The organism is Micromonospora sp. NPDC005203 (assembly GCF_042872705.1).
GTDB lineage: Bacteria > Actinomycetota > Actinomycetes > Mycobacteriales > Micromonosporaceae > Micromonospora.
Genome location: NZ_JBIAKV010000005.1, coordinates 55,027 through 71,478, shown reverse-complemented (window position 1 = coordinate 71,478; position 16,452 = coordinate 55,027). Strand labels below are relative to the sequence as shown.

Below are 16,452 nucleotides of genomic sequence, written 5' to 3'. Positions count from 1 at the left end.
CCTGGCGTCCGACGCGCCCCGATATGACGGAAGGGCCCCGCGGTATGCGGAGCCCTCGTCGCTGGTGGGGATGGGGGGAGTTGAACCCCCACGCCCTTTCGGGCACACGGACCTGAACCGTGCGCGTCTGCCATTCCGCCACATCCCCGTGGCACAACCCGGAACACTGTAACCGCCCCGGCCCCGCTGTCTCCAACGGCCTCGGGAATACTACGCTGTCCCAGGTGCTCGCCACGAGCGGTTACCGTTCGTGGCGGACGAAAGATTAGCACGGCAGTCCCGACCCTTCCGAACGGGTCGGGAGCAGGTGGCCGAGCGGCGTGTGAGCTGCGCGCGCGCCGGCCGGATACCATCATGTCCTCGGGACCCGAGGAGGAGCCGGTGAGCGTGCTGCAACGCTTCGAGAAGCGTCTGGAAGGCCTGGTCGAAGGGGCCTTCGCCAAGGTCTTCAAAGGGGTGGTCCACCCCGTGGAGATCCTCAACGCCATGCAGCGGGAGGCCGAGGCGCACAAGGCGATCCTGGCCGGTGGGCGCACGTTGGTGCCCAACCGCTACGTGATCGATCTCTCGCCGTTCGACCACAGTCGGCTGGCGCCGTACGCCGCTGCGCTGGCCCAGGAGTTGGCCCAGTCGCAGGCGGAGTTCATCGGCGAGCAGGCCTGGACTGTCTACGGCGACGTGATCGTCGAGATCGAGCGAGGCGAGGGTCTGGACACGGGCATGTTCCGTGTCACAGCCGAGGTCTACACCGGCGGCGAGGTCGCCCCGGTGTCGGCGCCCGGCTATGACGCCGGCCCGCCCGCCTACCCGGCGTACGACCAGGGTGGTGGCTACGGCCCTCCGCCCGGGCACGGTGGCGGTCGCAACGTTCGGCTGGTCTCCGGTGACGGTCGCACCTACCCCCTTCAGATGGGGTCGACGGTGATCGGTCGCGGCGATCAGGCCAACCTGCGTCTGCCCGACGTCGGCATCTCCCGGCGACACGCCCGGTTGGATTTCGACGGGGGCCAGGTCGTGCTGACCGATCTGGGGTCGACCAACGGCACCATGGTCAACGGGCAGCGGGTCTCCGCTGTCGCGCTGAACCCTGGTGACATGGTCCAGCTCGGCACGACGACGCTGACCTTCCGCGTGGACGGCTGACCCGCCTTGCCGGAACTGGTCATCACCGTTGCCCGGTTCGGGTTCCTGATCCTGCTGTGGATCTTCGTGTTCACCGTGGTGGGCGTGATCCGAAGGGATCTCTTCGCGGGCGCCCGCTCCGGTCGTCTGGTGGCCGCGCCACGCGCGGTCGGCGCCTCGACGGGGCAGGCGGCGAAGCCGGCGAAGGTGAAACGGGGCAGGGCGGCGCACCAGCTAGTAGTGACAGCCGGTCAGCTGGCCGGCACCAGGATCACTCTCGGTGACGCGCAGATCACCATTGGGCGAGCTGAGGACTCCACCCTGGTCATCACCGACGACTACGCCTCCGCGCGACACGCCCGGCTCATGGCGCGGGACGGGCAGTGGTTCGTCGAGGACCTTGGCTCGACTAACGGCACGTACCTCGATCGCGCTAAGGTCACCGGACCAACCCCCGTCCCCCTCGGCGTGCCGATCCGGATCGGCCGCACTTCCCTCGAATTACGGCCATGACTCTGACCCTGCGCTATGCGGCCCACAGCGACCGCGGTCTGATCCGAGACGGCAATCAAGATTCCGTCTACGCCGGACCGCGGCTACTCGCCGTTGCCGACGGCATGGGCGGCATGGCCGCCGGTGACGTCGCCAGCAACATCGTCATCGGTGCCATGGCGCCGCTCGACGAGGACGTCCCCGGGGACGCTCTCGTCGATGCGTTGCGTTCGGCCGTCGGCACCGCCAACCAACAACTCCGCGACACGGTGGACGCCAACCCGCAGTTGGAGGGGATGGGCACCACGCTGACGGCGACCCTCTTCACCGGCAGCAAGCTGGGGATGGTCCACATCGGCGACTCGCGGGCCTACCTCCTGCGCAACGGTGATTTCGCGCAGATCACCAAGGACGACACGTACGTCCAGATGCTCGTCGACGAGGGTCGGATCAGCGCCGAGGAGGCGAGCAGCCACCCGCAACGATCGTTGCTCACCCGCGCCCTCGACGGTCGGGACATCGACCCGGAATACTCGGTGCGCCAGGTGCTGCCCGGCGACCGTTACCTGATCTGCAGCGACGGCCTGTCGGGTGTGGTCAGCGCCGAGACCATCGGCGAGGCCCTGCGGGAGTACACCGACCCGCAGAAGTGCGTCGAGCGGCTGGTGCAGCTCGCGCTGCGCGGCGGCGGCCCGGACAACATCACCGTGATCATCGCCGATGCCACGGATCAGGACATCGTCGAGGCGAGCCCGATCGTCGGCGGTGCCGCCGCTCGGGACCGGGGTATGGCGACCTCGGCGGACGACTCCACTCCGGCCGCCCGAGCCTCGGCGCTCGCCGCGCCGCGTCCGGCCGCCCCTGAGGAGCCGGCGGCCTCGGACGACGAACCGGACCGGCCGAAGCGCCGCCCGGTGCGGACCGCCGCCATGGCGCTCGCCCTGCTGGTGATCCTCGGCGGCGCGGCGTTCGGGGGCTGGACATACACCCAGCGGCAGTACTACGTGGGAGCCACCGAGGAGGGCCAGGTCGCCGTCTTCCGTGGCGTCCAGGGTCAGATCGCCGGGATGGACCTCTCCACCGTGCACCGCCGCAGCGGCACCCGGTTGGACGACCTCACGGTCGCGGCGCAGGACACCGTCAAGGTCGGCATCCGGGCCAAGAGCGAGCCGGACGCCGAACGCCAGCTCGCCGAGCTGACCAGCGACACCCCGAGCAACCCCAACCTGAAGCCGCTCTGCGCGCTCGATCCGACCGCCGCGGCGAGCGGTACGCCGACACCGGCCGATCCGTCGCCGAGCCCGAACGGCAGTCCGAGCACCATCGCGTCGCCAACCTCCAACGGGGTTGCCAGCGCGAGCCCGACCGTCGGTGCCACCGCCGCTGTCGGTGCGACCGGTTCGTCCACCACGCCCGACAACACGCCCTCCGACTCGGCCACGCCGGCGCTCGACCCGGCCACCTGCCGGTCTCCTGAGTGAGCGTCGGCTGAGATCCCAAGGACTCCACCTGTGACCGTAGCGGCCACACCGGCACCCTCGCCCGCCACCGCGGGCGAGCAGTCCGGCGTACGCCTGGCGCGGTCGCGCCGCAACGCCGAGCTGTCCCTGCTGCTGCTCGCCATGGCGTTGGTGGCCGCGTACGGGGCGACCGTCGAGGCGAACCTGCTGGACACCGTCACCCCGGACTTCTGGATACCCGCGGCCGTGCTCGGCGCGGTCTTCCTCGGTCTGCATCTGGTCATCCGATTCCTCGCCCCGTTCGCCGATCCGGCACTGTTGCCGGCGGTGGCCCTGCTCAACGGGCTCGGGGTGGGCTTCCTCCGCCGGATCGACCTGGGCGACGCCCCGGTGGCCGAGCGGGAGAGCCTGGCCGTCTTCGCGGGGCAGGGCGGGCGCCAGTTGGCCTGGACGCTCGGTGCGGTGATCCTCGCCGCCAGCCTGCTCGCCATCATGCGCGACCACCGGTCGATCTCGCGATACTCGTACACCCTGGGGTTGGCCGGCATCGTGCTGGTGATGCTCCCGGCGGTACTGCCGGCGAGCATCTCGGAGAGAAACGGCGCGAAGCTGTGGATCGATCTCGGCACCTTCTCCATCCAGCCGGGTGAGTTCGCCAAGCTGGCGCTGCTCGTCTTCTTCGCCTACTACCTGGTCCGCAAGCGCGAGGTGCTCTCACTGGCGAGCCGACGCTTCCTCGGCATCGACTTCCCGCGCGGGCGCGACCTCGGCCCGGTGGTCGGCGTCTGGCTGGTCAGCCTCCTGGTGCTCGTGTTCGAGAAGGATCTGGGCACCTCGCTGCTGTACTTCGGCATGTTCGTGGTGACTCTCTACATCGCCACCGAACGGGTCAGCTGGCTGCTGATCGGTCTCGTCCTCTTCTTCGGCGGGGCCTACCTCGCCTACGTCCTCGGCTCGACGGTCGGCGGCCCGTTCGCCAACTTCTACGTCCGGGCGGAGATCTGGCTCGACCCGTTCGCCGACCCGACCGACAAGGGCTACCAACTCGTCCAGGGCCTGCTCGCCCTGGGCACGGGCGGGCTCTTCGGCGCCGGGCCGGGCGGCGGTCAGCCGGACATCCTGCCCGAGGTGCAGAACGACTTCATCTTCGCCGGCATGGGCGAGGAGCTCGGCCTCTTCGGTCTCTCCGCCCTGCTCGTCGTCTACCTGTTGATCGTGGAGCGCGGGCTGCGGGCCGCGCTCGCGGTCCGGGACTCGTTCGGCAAGCTCCTCGCCGGTGGTCTCGCGTTCACTCTGGGCCTCCAGGTCTTCGTGATCGTCGGCGGGATCAGCAAGCTCATCCCGCTGACCGGTCAGACCACCCCGTTCCTGTCCGCCGGTGGCTCGTCGTTGATGGCCAACTGGTTGCTCATCGCGGTGCTGCTGCGGGTCTCCGACGGCGCCCGCCGGCCGGTCGGCGGGAGCGTCAGCAAGGCCGCCCGACCCGCCGGTGGTGCCCCGGAGCAACTGCACGGTGCTCCCACGGAGGTGATCAAGCCGTGAACGCACCACTGCGCCGCGTCGGCGTCGTCGTCATGGTTCTGTTCGGTCTGCTCTTCGCCAACCTCAACTGGGTGCAGTTCCAGAAGGCCGACGAGTACCGCACCAGCGACTACAACGGTCGGGTCCAGGTCGCCGACTACAAGCGCAAGCGCGGCAACATCGAGGCTGGCGGCACGGCGGTGGCGACCAGCAAGGAGACCACCGGCAGGCTGAAGTTCCAGCGCACCTACCCGGGCGGCGCGGAATACGCTCACGTGCTCGGCTACAAGCCGGTCAGCCTGGCCGACACGGGCATCGAGCGGGTGGAGAACGACTTCCTGGCCGGCAACAGCGACCAGCTGATCGGCGACCGGATCAAGGACATGTTCACCGGCGACGAGAGCGGTGGCGGCAACGTGCTGCTCAGCCTCTCCAAGAAGGCCCAGGACGCGGCCTACAATCAGCTGCGCAACAACCAGGTGGGGGCGAAGCGGGGCGCGGCCATCGCCATCGACCCGCGTACCGGGGCGGTGCAGGCGCTTGTCTCCATGCCCAGCTTCGACCCGAACCCGCTGGCCAACCACACCGACAAGGAGGCGGCCGCGGCGTTCAACAAGCTGGATCAGGACCCGGCGGGTCCGTTGAAGAACCGGGCGCTCTCCGAGACGCTGCCGCCGGGCTCCACGTTCAAGATCGTGGTCGCCGCGGCGGCGCTGGAGAACGGCGTCACCAAGACCACCCAGATCCCGGCCGGCCCCAGTTGGACGCCGCCCACCTCCGGCACCCCGATCCGCAACGCCGACCCGTCGATCTGCCCGCAGCCGAAGGTCACCCTGCTCGACGCGGTCACCGAGTCGTGCAACACCGGCTTCGCCCAGCTCGGCGTCCGGCTCGGCGCCGAAACGCTCAAGGAGAAGGCCCGCCAGTTCGGGTTCGAGCAGGAGGACCTCACCGTCGGTCACCTCGGCGAGGACGGTCTGCCCACGGCGGCCAGCCGGACCGGAGACATCCAGAACCCGGACGGCACCCCCGACCAGGCCGCACTGGCCCAGTCCTCGATCGGCCAGAACAACGTCCGGATGACTCCGCTCGAAGGCGCCATGATCGTCGGCGCGATCGCCAACAACGGCAGCCAGATGCGGCCGTACCTGGTGCAGCAGTTGCTCGCCCCGGACCGCACCACCAGTTACTACACGGCGAAGCCGCGCGAGCTGCGTCAGCCCGTCGAGCCACAGGTCGCCGCCGACCTGCGCGAGATGATGGTCAGCGTCGTCCAGAACGGCACCGGAGGGAAGGCCGCGATCCCCGGCTACACGGTCGGTGGCAAGACCGGCACCGCCCAGTCCGCGCCGGACCGGCCCGACCACGGCTGGTTCATCGGCTTCGCGCTGGACAAGAACGGCACCCCGGTCTCCGCGGTCTGCGTGATGCTCGAGCAGGCCGGCGGCGGTGGCAGCGGCGAGGCGGCGCGGATCGCCGGCCTGATCATGCGGGCCGCGATCGCCGATCCCGGGGGTCGCTGACATGCTCAGCCCCGGCGTCCAGCTCGGCAACCGCTACCGCCTCGACGAGCGGATCGCCAGCGGCGGCATGGGCGATGTGTGGCGCGGCACCGACCAGGTGCTCGGCCGGACGGTCGCGGTCAAGAGCCTGCTCCCCGCCCTGCTCGACGACCCGGACTTCGCCGAGCGGTTCCGTGGTGAGGCCCGCACCATGGCCACGATCAACCATCCGGGCGTGGTGGACGTCTACGACTTCGGCAACGACCAGCAGATCGCGTTCCTGGTCATGGAGTACGTCGAGGGCGACGCCCTGTCGTCCACGCTGAGCCGGGTCGGCCGGCTCACCCCGGCCCGGACGATGGCCCTCGTCGCGCAGGCCGCGGAGGCGTTGCACGCGGCGCACGAGAAGGGCATCGTGCATCGCGACGTGAAGCCGGGCAACCTGCTCGTCCGACCGAACGGCACGCTGGTTCTCACCGACTTCGGCATCGCCCGATCCGACCTGGTCGGCCAGCTCACCGCTGCTGGTTCGGTGCTCGGCACCGCCTCGTACATCTCACCCGAGCAGGCCACCGGAGGGGTGGCCACCCCGGCCTCGGACGTGTATGCGCTCGGCGTGGTCGCCTACCAGTGTCTTGCCGGGCGGCGTCCGTTCGAGGGTGACAACCCGCTCGACATCGCGATGCGGCACGTGCGGGAGATGCCCCGGCCGCTGCCCGCCGACATCCCCCCACAGGTCCGCTCCTTGGTGGAACGGGCGTTGGCCAAGGACCCGGCCGCCCGTTGGCCGAGCGCCGCCGCTCTCGCCGGGGTCGCCCGTCAGCTCAAGGCCGCGCTCTCCCAGCAGGCCCGGGCCGGTGCCAACTCCGGGCCGGTCTCCGCGGCGCCCGCCTCACCGGCCGCGCCGGGCCGGGCCCAGGTGCCGCAGGCACACCAGATGCGTCCGCCGACTGCCCGCCCGCCGGTGGCCGGGCCGAGGCCGACAGCGATCGCACCCGTCCAACACCCACGCCCCAGCGCCGTCGCGCCGTCCGTCCCGTCCGCCCGGCCGCCGGCCGCACCGAACGGTTACCCGCGCGGTGCCGCGGCGGTGCCGTCGGCACCGCCCCGGCAGCAGCAACCGGCGGCGTACGCCCGGCAGGCCGTACCGTCGGCGCCGTCCCCCGAGCCCCGGCGGTCCCGGCCCGGCCTGGTGCTCCTCGCCATCTTCCTGGCCGTGCTGGTCCTGCTCTGCTCCGGCGTGATTTCCTACAACCTGAAGAAGCAGTCGCAGGCCGGCGAACCCGTCGGGACGAGTGTGCGCACCGCCGCGTCCGGCACCCTGCGGCTCGACGGACGCGACGATCCGACCCAGACGTCGTACCGTCGGGAGATACGACTCCAGCCGGGCGACGGCGGGACGACGACGAGCGAAGGACGACAGACGCGATGACAGCGCAGGCCCGCCTGCTCGGTGGCAGGTATCAGGTCGGCGAGCTGCTCGGCTACGGCGGCATGGCCGAGGTGCACCGCGGTCGCGATCTCCGGCTTGGTCGGGACGTCGCGATCAAGATGCTCCGGACCGATCTCGCCCGGGACGCGACGTTCCAGATGCGGTTCCGCCGGGAGGCGCAGAACGCCGCCTCGCTCAACCACCCGGCGATCGTGGCGGTCTACGACACCGGTGAGGAGACCGCGCCGACCGGCGAGACACTGCCGTTCATCGTGATGGAGTTCGTCAACGGTCGGACCCTGAAGGAGGTCCTCGGCGCCGAGGGTCGGCTGCAGCCGCGCCGGGCGCTGGAGATCTGCGCCGACATGTGCGCCGCGCTGGAGTTCAGCCACCGGCACGGGATCATCCACCGGGACATCAAGCCCGGCAACGTGATGCTCACCCAGACCGGCCAGGTCAAGGTGATGGACTTCGGCATCGCCCGCGCGTTGGCCAGCGGCGCGACAACCATGACGCAGACCAGCGCGGTGATCGGGACGGCGCAGTACCTGTCCCCGGAGCAGGCGCGGGGCGAGGCTGTCGACGCCCGATCGGATGTGTACGCGGCCGGCTGCGTGCTCTTCGAGTTGGTGTGTGGGCACCCGCCGTTCGTCGGGGACAGCCCGGTCAGCGTTGCCTACCAGCACGTACGGGAGACGCCGCCGACGCCGAGCGACATCAACCCGGACGTCACCCCGGCGGTCGACGCGATCGTGTTGAAGGCGTTGTCGAAGAATCCGCTCAACCGCTACCAGAGCGCCGGCGAGATGCGTGCCGACCTGCTCCGCGCCGCCGCCGGCCGGCCCGTGCTGGCCACCCCGGTGCTGCGCGAGGCGGAGACGGTGGCGATGGCCCCGGCCGGCGGCCGGGGCGGTTACCCGGCCGCCGCCGGTGGGCCGCAGACCGGTCAGATGGCCCGGGTGGGCGATCCGCGCCAGCGCAAGGCGTCCTCCTGGTTGATCGCGACGTTCAGCGCGGTCGGCGTGCTGGCGGTGATCGCCCTGGTCGTCGCCCTCCTCTGGAACCAGCAGCAGGAGAAGGCCAACACGGCGGTGCCGAACCTCACCGGTAAGGCCCAGGCGGTCGCGGTCGCCGAGATCCAGAAAGCCAACCTGCAGCCGAAGGTGGGCGAACCGGTCCTGGACAACGACTGCACGAAGGGCACGGTCGCCAGGCAGGATCCGGCGCCGAACACTCGGCTGGCGAAGTCCGCGACGGTGACCATTCAGCTCTGCGACGGCAAGCCCGACGTGAAGATCCCCCCCAACCTGGTCAACTCCCAGTACGAGCTGGTCAAGTCCCAGCTTGAGGCCCAGGGGTTGAATGTCCAGGACAAGCAGGTGGAAAATGCCGCGACGAAGGGCACCGTGCTCAAGTTGACTCCGGCGTCGGGCACCACCGTCGCGCAGGGCAGCACGGTGGTCGTCGACGTCTCCAGGGGCAACGTCGGCAAGGTGCCGAATGTGCTCAACTCGACGCGCGACGAGGCCGCCGCGGAGCTTCGCGAGGCGGGTTACAACGTCGACTTCCGCGACGGTGACGAGGTGCCGGCGGATCGGGCCGGTCGGGTCGAGAAGCAGAGTCCGAGCGCGGGCACCGCACTGGCCAAGGACAGAACCGTGACCATCGAGATCGGCGTACCGGAGAAGGTCGTCGAACCGCCGCCCAGCGGCACACCGACCAGCACGCCGTCGGCCACGCCGACCACGCCCGGCACCGGGGGCGGAGTCGGCCTGCCGTTCCCACCCCCGCCGAGCCGGCTTCCCGAGGACTAGGGCATGTGTGAAAGCCCCTGGCCGGCCGTTGGCCGCCCCAGGGGGCGGTGTGAGTGACGCCGAGGTGGCCGGCGGCGGGTCGGTGGTGCGTCGACGTCCTCGACGCCGCAGACGTCTGGTCATCCTCGGGGTCGTCGTGCTGCTGCTCGCCAGTCTTCCGTGGCTGTGGACGACGCTCGCCGCACGCGGCCACGTGTACGCCGAGGCCGACGCGCCGGCCGCCGACGTGGTGATCGTCCTCGGTACCGCCGTGGCGACCGATCGGCAGCGGCCCGGTGAACGGCTCGCCGGCCGCCTGGAGACCGCCGCCGAGTTGGTGACCAGCGGGCGGGCCAAGGTCGTGCTCGTGTCGGGTGACGGGGGCGGCACGTCGGGTGACGAGCCCGCGGTGATGACGGCCTATCTCACCGGGCTCGGTGTCGACTCGCGTCGCGTGGTGGCCGACCCGTTCGGCCTGGACACGTACGACAGTTGCGCCCGAGCGCGCGAGGTGTACGGCGTCCAGCGGGCACTGATCGTGACCCAGTCCTACCATCTGTCCCGGGCGGTGACGCTGTGCCGGCATCTCGGCCTCGACGTCGACGGGGTCACCGCACGGTGTGACGACTGCGGCCCGTTCCTGCTGGCCGAGAAGTCGGTCCGGGACTACTTCGCCAGCGGTAAGGCGGCGTGGGACGCGGTCCGTGGTCGCCCGCCCGCGGTCCGCTCGCCCGCGGATCCGGCGGTGCGGGACGCGCTGCGCGGCTGATCCGGCCAACGTGCCGTCCACCGGCCCGCTGATCCAGTGGCGCGGCCTCAGGTGGTGACGAAGGCCGACCGGCGGCGGGCGTCGACCTCGGCGGCCAGTGCGGGCGCGCGCTCCAACGCCTCCTGGTGACCGCAGCCGGCCAGCCAGTTGGCCAACATCAGGTGACCACCCTCGGTGAGCACCGACTCCGGGTGGAACTGGACACCCTCGATGGGAAGGGTCCGGTGCCGCATCGCCATCACCACGCCGGAGCCGGTCCAGCCGGTGACCTCCAGCTCGTCCGGAAGCGTGTCGGGCAGCACGGCGAGGGAGTGGTACCGGGTGGCGGTGAACGGGTCGGGCAGGCCGGCGAGTACGCCCACCGACTGGTGCCGTACCTCGGAGGTCTTGCCGTGCAGCAGCTCGGGCGCTCGCGTCACGGTCGCCCCGAACGCCTCGCCGATCGCCTGGTGACCGAGGCAGACACCGAAGATCGGCAGCTCGCCCGCGTACTGCCGGATGACGTCCAGGCAGATGCCGGCCCGGTCCGGGCTGCCCGGCCCCGGGGAGAGCAGGATGCCGGCCGCGCCCACCCTGCCCACCGCGTCGACGTCGATCTCGTCGTTGCGGCGGACCTCGCAGGTCACGCCGAGCTGACCCAGATACTGCACGAGGTTGAAGACGAACGAGTCGTAGTTGTCGATCACCAGGATGCGCATTGTCACCTGCTTGGGGAGGGTGGCGCGGGGTTGTTCTGATCGGTGTCGTACGGAAGTTCGTGCTCGTCGCCGGCCGGGGCGTCGCCGGTCGCCGGGCCGCCGCCGCCCGAGTCGGCGGGGGACTCGACCTGCACGTCGTCGAAGGGCAGCAGGGGCTCGGCCCAGGGGAAGGCGACATACCAGAGCAGGGCCACCGTGGCGGCCACCAGCAGCACCGAGCCGATCAGCTTCCCGGCCGGGCCGAAGGGCAGCCTGCGCCAGATGAACGCGTACATCGGGTCAGCCTCCCAGCTCCGCCGGGCGGCCCGCCGTCTTGGGTTGGGTGCGGTCCAGCTCGGCGTGGATGATCAGGCGTTGGTAGTTGTCGAACTTCGGGTTGCACGTGGTCAGGGTGAGCATCCGCTTGGTCGGCTTCTTGTTCGGCTCGCCGGGCACCGGTGCCACCACCTCGACCTGGGTGGGCCGGACGATCTGTGACCGCGACACCAGGTAGACGTACCAGTCGGTCTTGCTCTCGACCACGATCGCGTCGCCCTCGTCGAGCTCGTCCAGCCGCCAGAAGGTCGCCCGGTTGCGGTGGCCGGCGACGGAGAAGTTGCCCACCTGGCCGGGCAGGGCGCTAGCCGGGTAGTGGCCCGGGGCGTAGCGGATGTCCTGCTGGGTGACCCCTTCGACCACGACCCAGTTCTTGTCGAGCTTGGGGATGTAGAGGCCGGCGAGCGGCTTGCCGCGTACCGGGGGCGTCGGTTTGACGCTCGGGCCGGCCGACGGAGCGACAGTCGGGTCGTCGGACGGCCCCCACTCCTGGGTCAGGGCCTTGTTGAGGTCGTTCTGGTGGGCGTCGACGATGGCCGACTTGCCCCACACCTCGTAGCCGGCGAAGAGCAGCACCACCAGGCCGAAGGTGATCAGTATTTCGCCGGTGACGCGGACACCGGTGCGGATTCGGGAGCCGAGCGACGGGCGGGTCAGCTCGGAGTAGACGCTCTTGTAGCCCTCGCCGGTCTGGTGGGGCCGGAGTTGGACCACGCGCTCGCCGCGCCGGGGCCGGGGCGGCTCGCCGGGGTTGTCGCCGCCACCGGTCGGCTCCTGGGGGCCTGCCGTGCGGGGGACGGCACCCATCAGCGCGGTCGAGTCCAGGGTTGGTGGCCGGGTGGCGGGGGTGGCGGGCACGGCGGGAATCAACGCGGTGGCGGCCGGGTCGGCGATGCGATCCGGACCGGTGGGCGGGACACGGGTCGGTCCGGTGGGCGGGACACGGGTCGGTCCGGCGGGCGGGACACGGCCCGGCCCGGCGGAAGTGGAGGCATCCGGGCCAGGGCCGGGCGCGGATGAAGCGACCGGGGAGCCGGTCGGGCGCGTGGGCCGGGCGGCGATCTGGGGGATGAACGCGGTCGGTGAGTCGGCCACCGGTGGAGTGGGCGGGCCGGACGGGGCCTGCTGACCCGGTGTGCCGGAGGTCGTCGCCCGGGTCGGGGCGTCGCCCGGGGCAGCGGGCCGTATCGGGCCCGGATTGGTCACGGCCGGCTGGCCGGGAGTGGTCGGACCGGCGGACCCTGGGTGCGGGCCGGATCGGGAGGCGGTGCTGCTGCCTGGCCACGGCGGCGGCGCGTCGACACCCCGGGGGCCGGGGGTCGGGTCGGCCGGACGGGACGGCTCCGGCGTGGCCGGCGGGCGTGCCGGGCCGGGCCGGGCGGGCAGCATCGGCTCGGGCCAGTTGCCGGCCGGGGTCGGGCGGACCGGCGCCGGCTCGGGCCGGTCGACCTTCGGCAGGAAGGCGGTCGGATCGTCGGTCTGGTCGCGGTGTCGCCCGTCCCGAGGCTCGTCCGGCGCGCTCACTTAGGCACCGTGGCCGAGCGTAGGGAGGTCGAATCTTCGAATGCCGGGACTCGCACCGTGGAAGCCGTTTCGTTGTAGCCGAGTTGGTAGTCGTCGACCGCGTCCTTGAACCACTGGACTCCCTCAGAGCTGGCGAGGGCCTGCTGGAGGGCAGCGGGATCGCCGATCGCTACGATCTTGAACGGTGGGGAGTACACCCGGCCGTGGAGCAGCAGGGTGTTACCGACGCAGCGTACCGCGCTGGTTGCGAGGACGCGGACGTTCATGATTGACATGGCCTCCGCTCCGCCGGCCCAGAGCGCGTTGACCACGGCCTGCACATCCGCCTGGTGCACCACCAGGTCGTCGTTGTCGGCGTCCGACTGGGTCTGGTCGAGCTGTGGCGCGTCGTTCAGCTCGACCGTGACCCCGGGTCCGCCGAGGGCGGTGAATCCGGCGGCCTGGAGGCTGCCCTGGGCGCGATCCTGCTGATCCTTGATCGGGGCGTCCGAGCCGGCCAGCATGTTGGTGCGTTGCTGGACCTCGTCGCGCAGCGTGGCGGCCCGGCGTTCGCTCGCCGCCACCTGCTCGCGCCGGTCCTCGATGAACTGGTTGAGCTGGGGCCGTCGGTCCTCACGCAGCGCGGTGCCACCGGCGGTGGTCGCGGTGGTGGTGAAGAGCAGCCCCGCCGCGGCGGCGATCAGGGGCACCCCGATTGACCAGCCCGGTCGGCGTTGACGCGGTCGCCGGGGCAGTAGCCCGGCGGCGGCCCGTCGGAGGACCTTCTGCCACGAGGTTGCGCCGGATGTGTACTCCACCGAGCGTTCCTTCCGCGTGTCGGGGATCGGCCCACCCCGGCCGGGCCGGTGATGCGAGCAGTCCCGCCTTTTTCGGTCACTCCGTGCACCGGCCTGACCCCATTCATGGTCCGGACGGGCAATCGGGACTACGCTAGCTGTCGAACATTATTGGCCATGGACCGTCGCCCCCGCGCCCGGTTGTCAGGCCGGACGAGGTCGTCACCCCTCTGGAGAGCGTCGTGCCCAAGTCTCAGGTCCGCAAGAAGAAGGTGTACACCCCGCCGACGGACGTTCGTCCGACGACGGCGGCGTCGACGAGCAAGCCTAGCCCGGTGTGGTTGCCGATCACCGCGGTCGCCCTGATCGTCGTCGGCATCGGCTGGCTGGTGCTCTATTACCTGTCCGAGCAGGAGTACCCGGTCGCCGCCTGGGGTTATTGGAACCTCGCGGTCGGCTTCGGCGCGATGGTCGCCTCGCTGGGGCTGCTCTCCCGCTGGCGCTGAGCCGGCTCGGGGCCGTCGCGTCGGCGGTCCCACGTCAACCCCCGCGCCCCTGCCCGGCAGGCACGGGTGGGGACCCCTATGGTGTCCGCAGGCAGCGTGGCCTACTGCGAGATGACTCACGTTACCGCTGGGTAACCTTCGCGTAGGCTGCACTGCATGACCGAGCGAAGCGAGGTCATCAGGCAGCAGACCGGGGAGGCCAACTCGATGGGCAGCGTCCAGATCGTCACCACGATCCTCGCGGCCGCCAGCACCGCCGTAGCGGTGTGGCTTGCGGTGCGTGCGGTCCTGAAGATGGTGGCAGTCATCCGGCTCGGGCAGCCGGCACCGGAACGGTTCACCGACAAGGTTTCCCGCGCCAGGACCATGCTGGTCGAGACGGCCGGCCACACCCGGATGCTCAAGTGGGGCGTGGTGGGTGCGGCGCACTGGTTCGTGATGGTCGGCTTCGTCGTGCTGTCGCTGCTTGTGCTCGAGGCGTACTTCGAGGTGGTCACCACTGACGGTGGCCTGCCGATCATCGGGCACTGGACGATCTTCGGCCTGGTCACCGAGATCATCGGGGTGCTGGGCCTGGTCGGCATCCTGGTGCTGATGGCGATCCGGCTGCGCAACCGGCCGACGCGGCCGGGCGGGCGGTCCCGGTTCACCGGCTCGACCATGTGGCAGGGCTACTTCGTCGAGTGGATCGTGCTGCTGGTCCTGATCTTCGGGTTCGTGATCCGGGGCTTCAAGGTGGCCACCGACCACTTCGAGTTCCCGTTCTGGGCCACCCCGGTCAGTCACGCGGTCGGCGCGGTGCTTCCCGACTGGGCGGACGGCGTCAGTGTCGCCGCCGCCATCAAGATCATCATTTCGATGACCTGGCTGATCGTCATCTCGCTGAACGTCACCATGGGTGTCGCCTGGCACCGCTTCCTGGCGTTCCCCAACATCTTCTTCAAGCGTGAGCCGGCCCGGCCGGCCGGCTCCGGCCTCGGCGCGCTGCGCCCGATGACGAGCCAGGGCAAGCCGCTCGACTTCGAGGAGGCCGACCCGGAGAAGGACCAGTTCGGCGTCGCCCAGGTCGAGCAGTTCAGCTGGAAGGGTCTGCTGGACTTCAGCACCTGCACCGAGTGCGGCCGCTGCCAGTCGCAGTGCCCGGCCTGGAACACCGGCAAGCCCCTGTCGCCCAAGCTGCTCATCCTGAGCCTGCGCGACCACGCGTACGCCAAGGCGCCCTACCTGCTGGCCGGCGGTGGCAAGGACCTGACCGGCGAGGAGAAGGCCACCCAGGCGCAGTTGGCCCACCTGGACGTGCTCTCCCTCGCCGAGGCGGACAAGCCGTTGATCGGCACCGCCGAGGAGGGCGGTGTCATCGACCCGGACGTGCTCTGGTCCTGCACCACCTGCGGCGCCTGCGTCGAGCAGTGCCCGGTGGACATCGAGCACGTCGACCACATCGTCGACATGCGCCGCTACCAGGTGCTGATCGAGTCGAGTTTCCCCTCCGAGGCCGGCGTGATGCTGCGCAACCTGGAGAACAAGGGCAACCCGTGGGGCGCCCCGCAGAACACCCGCGAGGACTGGACGAAGGGTCTCGACTTCGAGGTGCCCCGGGTCGGCGAGGTGGACGACTTCGAGTACCTGTTCTGGGTCGGCTGCGCCGGCGCGTTCGAGGACCGGGCCAAGAAGACCACCCGCGCGGTGGCCACGCTGCTCAACGAGGCCGGGGTGTCGTTCGCGATCCTGGGCGAGGGCGAGACCTGCTCCGGCGATCCGGCGCGGCGGATCGGCAACGAGTTCGTGTTCCAGATGCTCGCCCAGCAGAACGTGGAGACGCTGAACGAGGCGTTCGAGGGTCGGGAGCAGGCCAAGCGGAAGATCGTCGCGACCTGCCCGCACTGCTTCAACACCCTGGGCAACGAGTACGGCCAACTCGGCGGCGAGTTCGAGGTGGTCCACCACACCCAGTTGCTGGCCCACCTGGTCGCCACCGGCAAGCTCACCCCGGTGCAGCCGGTCGACGGTGGGGTCACCTACCACGACCCCTGCTACCTGGGCCGGCACAACCGGGTCTTCGCGGCCCCCCGGGAGGTCCTCGGGAGTGCCATCGCAGGCGGAGCCGGAGATGGCCAGGGTGGCGCAGCCATCGGTTCCGGTGCGGGCCGCGACAGCGGCCTGGTCGAGATGCCGCGCAACAGCGAGCGTTCCTTCTGCTGCGGCGCTGGCGGCGCCCGGATGTGGATGGAAGAGAAGATCGGCAAGCGGATCAACGTGGACCGGGTCGAGGAGGCCATGGCCACCGGGGCGAAGACGGTCGCGGTCGGCTGCCCGTTCTGCTCGACGATGCTCAGCGACGGCGTCAACGGCAAGGGTGCCGGCGAGCAGGTCGAGGTCATCGACGTGGCGAGCGTGCTGCTCCGTTCGGTCAAGCCCGAGCAGCCGCAGGGCGGCAAGGAGACGGCACCGGTCGGCGGCTGAGGCCGTACCCCCCCGCGTTGCGCAGACCGACGGCGGCGGCCCTCAGGGTCCGCCGCCGTCGTGCAAGAATCTCGCCGAG

14 protein-coding genes and 1 tRNA gene are annotated in these 16,452 nt (G+C 70.7%); 10 read left to right on the top strand and 5 right to left on the bottom strand.

From position 1 onward, the window contains the following. Positions 1 to 62: 62 nt before the first annotated feature. Positions 63 to 148: transfer RNA gene (locus tag ACFYPM_RS14010), tRNA-Leu, on the bottom strand. Positions 149 to 354: 206 nt separating this feature from the next. Between ACFYPM_RS14010 and ACFYPM_RS14005 the strand changes: the two genes are divergently transcribed. The 8 genes from ACFYPM_RS14005 to ACFYPM_RS13970 are packed head-to-tail and all read left to right on the top strand — an operon-like array spanning position 355 to position 10,091. Continuing rightward, positions 355 to 1,143 carry a DUF3662 and FHA domain-containing protein gene (locus ACFYPM_RS14005; RefSeq protein ID WP_007454122.1) on the top strand — a complete coding sequence of 263 codons (789 nt, stop codon included), beginning with the start codon at positions 355 to 357 and terminating at the stop codon, positions 1,141 to 1,143. Between the two features lie 6 nt (positions 1,144 to 1,149). Next, the gene (locus tag ACFYPM_RS14000; protein ID WP_387195640.1) at positions 1,150 to 1,635 is read left to right on the top strand and encodes an FHA domain-containing protein; all 486 of its coding nucleotides are present in this window, start codon (positions 1,150 to 1,152) and stop codon (positions 1,633 to 1,635) included. Next, a complete protein-coding gene (locus ACFYPM_RS13995) occupies positions 1,632 to 3,095 on the top strand; it encodes a PP2C family protein-serine/threonine phosphatase (protein WP_387195637.1) in 1,464 nt (487 codons plus the stop codon). The genes ACFYPM_RS14000 and ACFYPM_RS13995 overlap by 4 nt, the downstream gene beginning before the upstream one ends. 30 nt (positions 3,096 to 3,125) lie before the next feature. Further along, a complete protein-coding gene (locus ACFYPM_RS13990) occupies positions 3,126 to 4,616 on the top strand; it encodes an FtsW/RodA/SpoVE family cell cycle protein (protein ID WP_387195634.1) in 1,491 nt (496 codons plus the stop codon). Further along, on the top strand, positions 4,613 to 6,118 hold the full coding sequence (locus ACFYPM_RS13985; protein ID WP_387195631.1) for a peptidoglycan D,D-transpeptidase FtsI family protein: 1,506 nt from the start codon (positions 4,613 to 4,615) through the stop codon (positions 6,116 to 6,118). Before ACFYPM_RS13990 ends, ACFYPM_RS13985 begins: the two co-directional genes overlap by 4 nt. Before the next feature lies 1 nt (position 6,119). Then, entirely contained in the window at positions 6,120 to 7,529 is a 1,410-nt protein-coding gene (locus tag ACFYPM_RS13980; RefSeq protein ID WP_387195628.1) for a protein kinase, read from the top strand. Then, positions 7,526 to 9,343, top strand: a complete 1,818-nt coding sequence (pknB, locus tag ACFYPM_RS13975) for a Stk1 family PASTA domain-containing Ser/Thr kinase (RefSeq protein ID WP_387195625.1) — start codon at positions 7,526 to 7,528, stop codon at positions 9,341 to 9,343. Before ACFYPM_RS13980 ends, pknB begins: the two co-directional genes overlap by 4 nt. Before the next feature lie 49 nt (positions 9,344 to 9,392). Continuing rightward, positions 9,393 to 10,091, top strand: a complete 699-nt coding sequence (locus ACFYPM_RS13970; protein ID WP_387195623.1) for a vancomycin high temperature exclusion protein — start codon at positions 9,393 to 9,395, stop codon at positions 10,089 to 10,091. 47 nt (positions 10,092 to 10,138) lie between these two features. Here ACFYPM_RS13970 and ACFYPM_RS13965 read toward each other — a convergent pair whose 3' ends face one another. The 4 genes from ACFYPM_RS13965 to ACFYPM_RS13950 are packed head-to-tail and all read right to left on the bottom strand — an operon-like array spanning position 10,139 to position 13,425. After that, entirely contained in the window at positions 10,139 to 10,789 is a 651-nt protein-coding gene (locus ACFYPM_RS13965; protein WP_387195620.1) for an aminodeoxychorismate/anthranilate synthase component II, read from the bottom strand. A gap of 2 nt (positions 10,790 to 10,791) precedes the next feature. Further along, entirely contained in the window at positions 10,792 to 11,064 is a 273-nt protein-coding gene (locus tag ACFYPM_RS13960; protein ID WP_387195617.1) for a hypothetical protein, read from the bottom strand. Between the two features lie 4 nt (positions 11,065 to 11,068). Then, the gene (locus ACFYPM_RS13955) at positions 11,069 to 12,628 is read right to left on the bottom strand and encodes a class E sortase (protein WP_387195614.1); all 1,560 of its coding nucleotides are present in this window, start codon (positions 12,626 to 12,628) and stop codon (positions 11,069 to 11,071) included. Continuing rightward, positions 12,625 to 13,425: a DUF881 domain-containing protein gene (locus ACFYPM_RS13950; protein ID WP_357243222.1), complete on the bottom strand. Its 801-nt coding sequence runs from the start codon at positions 13,423 to 13,425 to the stop codon at positions 12,625 to 12,627. Before ACFYPM_RS13950 ends, ACFYPM_RS13955 begins: the two co-directional genes overlap by 4 nt. A gap of 221 nt (positions 13,426 to 13,646) precedes the next feature. Here ACFYPM_RS13950 and ACFYPM_RS13945 point away from each other — a divergent pair, with 221 nt between their 5' ends. Further along, positions 13,647 to 13,910, top strand: coding sequence for a cell division protein CrgA (locus ACFYPM_RS13945; protein WP_387195611.1), 264 nt, complete (start codon positions 13,647 to 13,649; stop codon positions 13,908 to 13,910). Between the two features lie 207 nt (positions 13,911 to 14,117). After that, on the top strand, positions 14,118 to 16,373 hold the full coding sequence (locus tag ACFYPM_RS13940) for a (Fe-S)-binding protein (RefSeq protein ID WP_387196397.1): 2,256 nt from the start codon (positions 14,118 to 14,120) through the stop codon (positions 16,371 to 16,373). Positions 16,374 to 16,452 lie beyond the last annotated feature (79 nt).

What these genes read in the sequence shown, in the direction of transcription:
- ACFYPM_RS14005 (WP_007454122.1), top strand. Translation starts at nt 355, where the DNA reads ATGTCCTCGGGACCCGAGGAGGAGCCGGTGAGCGTGCTGCAACGCTTC.
- ACFYPM_RS13995 (WP_387195637.1), top strand. Translation starts at nt 1,632, where the DNA reads ATGACTCTGACCCTGCGCTATGCGGCCCACAGCGACCGCGGTCTGATC.
- ACFYPM_RS13980 (WP_387195628.1), top strand. Translation starts at nt 6,120, where the DNA reads ATGCTCAGCCCCGGCGTCCAGCTCGGCAACCGCTACCGCCTCGACGAG.
- pknB (WP_387195625.1), top strand. Translation starts at nt 7,526, where the DNA reads ATGACAGCGCAGGCCCGCCTGCTCGGTGGCAGGTATCAGGTCGGCGAG.
- ACFYPM_RS13965 (WP_387195620.1), bottom strand. Translation starts at nt 10,789, where the DNA reads ATGCGCATCCTGGTGATCGACAACTACGACTCGTTCGTCTTCAACCTC.
- ACFYPM_RS13960 (WP_387195617.1), bottom strand. Translation starts at nt 11,064, where the DNA reads ATGTACGCGTTCATCTGGCGCAGGCTGCCCTTCGGCCCGGCCGGGAAG.
- ACFYPM_RS13940 (WP_387196397.1), top strand. Translation starts at nt 14,118, where the DNA reads ATGGGCAGCGTCCAGATCGTCACCACGATCCTCGCGGCCGCCAGCACC.